At 73.3% G+C, this 5,503-nt stretch carries 5 protein-coding genes and 1 pseudogene; 1 reads left to right on the top strand and 5 read right to left on the bottom strand.

All coding sequences use genetic code 11. The features are described 5' to 3' along the window. The coding region (locus B7X32_RS17815) for a helix-turn-helix transcriptional regulator (protein WP_292722682.1) at window positions 1–277 on the top strand (277 nt) is incomplete at its 5' end. Window positions 278–316: 39 nt separating this feature from the next. On the opposite strand, the gene B7X32_RS17810 is transcribed toward B7X32_RS17815, so the two are convergent. From B7X32_RS17810 to B7X32_RS17790, 5 genes and pseudogenes are all read right to left on the bottom strand, one after another. Continuing rightward, window positions 317–805, bottom strand: a complete 489-nt coding sequence (locus tag B7X32_RS17810) for a MarR family transcriptional regulator (protein ID WP_292722679.1) — start codon at window positions 803–805, stop codon at window positions 317–319. Window positions 806–832: 27 nt separating this feature from the next. Then, window positions 833–2,443 carry a polyketide antibiotic transporter gene (locus B7X32_RS17805; protein WP_292722677.1) on the bottom strand — a complete coding sequence of 537 codons (1,611 nt, stop codon included), beginning with the start codon at window positions 2,441–2,443 and terminating at the stop codon, window positions 833–835. Next, window positions 2,443–3,429 carry an ABC transporter ATP-binding protein gene (locus B7X32_RS17800; RefSeq protein WP_292722674.1) on the bottom strand — a complete coding sequence of 329 codons (987 nt, stop codon included), beginning with the start codon at window positions 3,427–3,429 and terminating at the stop codon, window positions 2,443–2,445. Before B7X32_RS17800 ends, B7X32_RS17805 begins: the two co-directional genes overlap by 1 nt. A gap of 82 nt (window positions 3,430–3,511) precedes the next feature. Next, on the bottom strand, window positions 3,512–5,101 hold the full coding sequence (locus B7X32_RS17795) for a molybdopterin-dependent oxidoreductase (RefSeq protein ID WP_292722671.1): 1,590 nt from the start codon (window positions 5,099–5,101) through the stop codon (window positions 3,512–3,514). Between the two features lie 69 nt (window positions 5,102–5,170). Continuing rightward, window positions 5,171–5,503: pseudogene (locus tag B7X32_RS17790) on the bottom strand (Bcr/CflA family drug resistance efflux transporter); the annotation flags it as partial.

Genomic DNA, 5,503 nt, shown 5'->3' with positions numbered 1-5,503 from the left:
GGTGCCCCGAGTTCCGTCCGCCGCTGCCTCGCAGATCGGCGAGAAGATCCGCGGGGCCCGTCTGGCCGCCACGCTGACGCAGGATCAGGTCGCCGCGCACAGCGGGATCGACTCGTCGAACATCCGCGCCTACGAGACGGGTCGTGCGATGCCGAGCGTTCCGACGCTCGTGCGGATCGCCGACGCCTTGGGCATCGCGCCGGGCAGCCTGCTCGACGGACTCACGGTGGGGATGCTCCCGATCGCGGATGCCGACGGGCGCCGTCGGGCGAGCTGACCGCACGCCCGGCCTGGGCGGAGTGGATCCGCGTCGCGATCAGCCGTCGCGGAGTCCGGCGCGGTAGGCCTCCCACTCGTCGACGAGCTCCGGCATGCGCCGCGCCATGAAGCGGAAGAACTCCGCCATCTCCGACGCCCTGTCCTGTGCGGCCTGGTCGTCGTGCTCCGCGCCGATCGCCTCGATGTGCGCGGCGAGGCGATCGTAGATGGGGCCGTTGTTGGTCATCAACCCGTACCAGGTGTCCGGGATGATCAGGTAATGGTCGCGGCGGCGATCGGGCCGGGAGACGCGGCGGATGACCTGGATCGTCTGCAGATAGCGCACCGCGCCGGAGACCGCCGCGGGGCTCACCCCGAGGCGGTCTGCGAGCTCGGCGGCCGTGTAGCCGTCGGCGGGTGCGGCGATGAGCGCCATGAGCACCCTGCCGGGCATGCGCGGAAAGCCGACGGCGGCGATCATCGCCGCCGCGGCCTCCGCGGCGTCGACCCCGTGATGCACGGGGAGCGCCGGATCCTGCGCGTTCATGAGTCCATCTTCCCGCGGTCGACCCGCTCAGCCCGCCGCCTGCAGCTCACGACGGCGCATGAGCGCGAGGGCCGCCGCCGCGCCCGCCGCGACCGCGAGGGCGAGCCACCAGGTGCCGCGCAGGTCGACGTCGCCGTTCGCGACGATCGGGGTGACCGAGAACGGCGAGAACCGCGTGGTCCACTCCGGCAGCCCGAACAGCGGTCCGAACAGCCCGAACAGGGTGGCGAGCAGCACGAGCGCCCAGGCGATGCCCACGGTGCCGCGGGGGAGCAGCACGAACACGAGACCCGTGAGCACCGTGAACACGCAGGCGGCGAGACCCTGCCCCAGGCCGACGACCGTGACGACCTGCGCGAGCGAGGACGCGTCCTTGTTGCCCGCGAGCCCGGCGTAGGCGGCGAGCATCGCCGCGACGACGATGATCGCGATCGCGAACGTCGCCACGAGCAGATAGTCCAGGAGCCAGCGCACGCGACCGACCGGCTGGGCGAGCACGCTCTCGGCCGTGCCGTGCGCCTCCTCCTGCCGTGCGCGCGCGACGATCTGCACGGCCGCGCAGGCGGCCAGGATCCCCATCATCGTGAAGAACACCGAGACGACCGTCTCCTCGAGGTTGCCCGCCTTGCCGATCTTGTCGAGGATCTGCTGCACCGCGGGGTTCTGACCGGAGATCTGGCCGGCGAGCCCGGACAGCTTGGTCGCGAGCAGGCCGGTGAGCGCGCCGCCGATGGCCCAGCCGACGATCGCGCCGTTGGTGAGCCGCCAGACGAGGGCGTGCGGCGTGGACAGCGCGGGCCGCGCGTGCACCCGCCCGGCGCGGGCCGGGATGAAGCCCTCGCCGATGTCGCGCGCCGATTGCAGAGCCACGGCGACGATCGCGAGGACCAGCCCGAAGGCGAGTCCGAGGAGCGCCGGCCAGCCGTTGTCCGTGTCGTACGGGCGGGCCTGCTCGGCCCAGCCGAAAGGCGAGGCCCAGACGAGCCCGGAGCTCGTGATGCGGGTGAGGTCGTCGCTGGGGGTGCCCGCGACGTTGCCGATCCCGTTCACGAGGAACGTGCCGACCAGGATCCACACGGTGAGCGCATTGGCCCCGCGCGAGGTGCGCATGAGCTGCGCGGCCATGAGGCCGATCCCGAGGAAGGCGATGCCCGTGGTGGCGGAGGTCGCGCCCATGAGCCAGGAGCCGGTCGCGTCGAGCCTGGACCCGATCAGCGCGAGCGCGACCAGCACCCCGAGGACGACGTTCGCGGCGACGCCGTGGATGATCGTCGCGATGGTGGGCAGCGCGCGCCCGACGGGCGTGGCGGCGACGAGCTCGGCCCGGCCCGCCTCCTCGTCGCCGCGCGTGTGGCGGACGGCGAGGAACGTGCTCATCAGGGCCGCGAGCATCGTCAGCCACGGCAGGATCTCGAAGGAGAGGAACTGCCCCTCCGATGCGCCGGAGGGGAGTCCGCGGAACATCATGATGACGGGGTTCGCCATCACGGCGGACAGCACCTGGACGCGGTCGGTGTGCGTGGCGTAGGACTGGGTGACGCCGGCATAGCCGGCATAGGCCATCAGGACCGTCGCGAGGATCCAGAGGAGCACCTGCAGCCAGTCGCGGCGCAGGCGCTGCCGGAGCAGGGCGCCCATCAGGACTCCTTCGCGGCAGCCCGGCGCGATGCGCGCGTGCGGGTGCCGGTCCCCGCCGAGGGGTCGTCCTCGGCGGCGCGGAGAGCGGCGAGGTCGTCGCCGTAGTGCCGCAGGAACAGCTCCTCGAGGGACGGCGGCTCGATCCGCAGGCCCGTCACGCTGCGCTGGGCCAGCACGGGGAGCACGGAAGGGATCGCGTCGCTGTCGACCGTGAACCGCGCCCGGCCGTCGTCGATCATGCCGTCGTGGGCCCCGGGGATCCCGGTCAGCGCCGACGCGTCCGCGGCCTCGAACGACACCTCGGTGCGGGTGAGGTGGCGGAGCTCCGGGAGCGTGCCCGACTCCACGATCCTCCCCGCGCGGATGATGCTGACGCGGTCGCAGAGCAGCTCGACCTCGGACAGGATGTGGCTGGACAGCAGGACGGTCGCGCCGGAGCGCCGGATCCGCTGCACCTCGTCCCGGAAGACGACCTCCATGAGCGGATCCAGCCCGCTCGTCGGCTCGTCGAGGATGTAGAGATCGGCGGGGACGGCGAACGCCGCGATGAGCGCGACCTTCTGCCGGTTGCCCTTGGAGTAGGCGCGGCCCTTCTTGCGCGGGTCGAACTGGAACGCCGTCATCAGCCGCTCCCGCTCGGCGCGGTAGCCCTGGTCCTTGGTCGACGCGCCCCGCAGCCGGGAGAGGAAGTCGATCGCCTCGCCGCCGGAGAGGTTCGGCCAGACGCTGACGTCGCCCGGCACGTAGGCGACGCGGCGGTGGATGCCGACGGCCGCGGTCCACGGGTCGTCCCCGAAGACCGTGGCGGATCCGCCGGTCTTGCGCGCGAGACCCAGCAGGATCCTGATCGTGGTGGACTTGCCGGCCCCGTTCGGGCCGAGGAAGCCGTGCACCTGGCCCTCGTCGACACTGAGGTCCAGCCCGTCGAGCGCATGCACGCGGCCATAGTGCTTGGTGAGGCCGTCGGTGCGGATGATCGTGTTCATGCCGGCGATGCTACGCCGATATCACAAATTCGTGAAGGAAGTGAAGCGCATGGATTCCGTGAGGATCGCCCGCGGGCCGGGGTCAGGCGTTCACGGTCACGCTGACCGTGTGCCAGCCGGTCGCACCGTCGGGGGCGGGGGCGGCGATCTGCTCGGTCTGCACCGTGCCGTCGGCGCCGATCGCCCGGCAGCGGAGCACGCGCTGCCCCGCGGCGGCGGTCCAGGGGAGCCGCCACTGCACCCAGGTGTCGGCGGAGATCGCCGGGGCGAGCTCGGCGCGCCGCCAGGGGCCGTCGTCGACCTGCACCTCGACCCCGGAGACCCCGGCGTGCGGCTGCCAGGCCACGCCGGCGATCACGGTGTCGCCGGCGGGGATCGGGCGGTTCGGGCGCGGCACGTCGATGCGCGAGGAGAGCTTGATCGGGCCGCGGGCGGACCAGCCCCGATCCGTCCAGTACCCGGTCGCGCGGTCGAAGCGGGTGACCTCCAGATCCGTGACCCACTTCGTCGCGGAGACGTAGCCGTACAGGCCCGGCACGACCATCCGCACCGGGAAGCCGTGCTCGAAGGGGAGCGGCTGGCCGTTCATGCCGATCGCGAGCAGCGCGTCGCGGTCGTCGGTCAGGGTCTCCAGCGGCGTGCCGGCGGTGAAGCCGTCGACCGAGGTCGAGAGCACCATGTCGGCGTCGGCCGAGGGCTGCGCCTTCGCGAGCAGCTCGCGGATCGGGTAGCCGAGCCACACGGCGTTGCCGACCAGGTCGCCGCCCACCTCGTTCGACACGCAGGACAGCGTCGCCGCCGACTCGACGAGGGGCAGGGCGAGCAGCTCGTCCCAGGTGAGCGTGACCTCGTGCGCGACGAGCCCGTGGATGCGCAGTTTCCACTGCGCCGGATCCACCTGCGGGACGATCAGCGCCGTGTCGATGCGGTAGAAGTCGGCGTTCGGGGTGACCAGAGGGGTGATCCCGTCGACCTTCAGCGCGGCGCCCGCGGGGATCGGCGGAGCCGGCGCGGCCGGCTTCGGCAGGTGCAGCGCGGCGCGCACCGCACCGACGGCGACGGATCCGGCCCGACCCGCGGTCGCGGCGACCGCGGCGAGTATTCCGATCGCCGCGGTGCCGACGGTCCAGGCCAGGAAGCGACGCCGGGAGGTGCCGTCCCCGACCGCGGGCGCGGCATGCGCGGGAGGCGCGGCATGCGCGGCGGAGTCCGGCGTCGGGGCCGTGGCGGAGACGGGCAGACGTCGCACGAGCATCCGCAGCACGACGGCCGCGACGACGCCGGCCAGCAGCGCGGGCAGCCACGACAGGGGCGCGGCGTCGGCGCGCAGCGGCGCGATCACGGCGACGACGGCGCCGAGCACCACGAACCCGGTGACGCCGATGCTGCGCCAGCGCTGCTCGCAGAGCCCGAGCGCGGCGGCCGCGGCGAGCAGCACGATCGCGATCCCGGTGAGCAGGGCCGCCTTGTCCCCGGTGCCGAACCACGCGATCGCGGTGTCCTTCGCCCAGGCGGGGGCGGCGTCGATGAGGACGCCTCCGACGACGACCAGCGGACTCGACGACGGGGCGAGCAGCGTCGCCGCGAGCTCGCCGGCGCCGATGCCGAGCAGGGCCGCCGCGACCCCGGCCGCGGCGGCCAGGGCTCTCTCGCGCGACGCGGATCCGGTCATGTCCTCAGCGTAGGAACCTGCGCGAGGCCCGGCGCGGGGAGATCACGGATTCGTAAGAAGTTCCCGGCATCAGCCCCTGGCCCTGGTGGCGCGTGCGGTCGCGGCGAGCAGCGCGAGCGCGGCCGCGAAGGCGATGAGCATCGTCGCGCCCATCAGGGTCGCGGAGACCCCGGCGTGGGACAGCAGCGGCGGCAGGAGCGCACCCAGCAGGGCGGCCATGGTGCCCAGCACGGCGGAGGCGGATCCGGCTCCGCGCGTGATGCGGGACAGCGCGAGCGCGGTCAGGGTCGGGTTGTTCACCCCATGCAGGCCGACGAGCACGAACAGGGGCGCGAGCAGCCAGGGCAGCGGGCTGTGCAGCAGCGCGCTCAGCAGGACCGCCGCGGCCGCCGCGGTCCCGAG

It is taken from the genome of Microbacterium sp. 13-71-7 (assembly GCF_002257455.1).
Classification (GTDB): Bacteria; Actinomycetota; Actinomycetes; order Actinomycetales; family Microbacteriaceae; genus Microbacterium.
The sequence above is the reverse complement of the archived record's forward strand: the minus strand, read 5'-3'. Positions and strand labels throughout refer to the sequence as shown.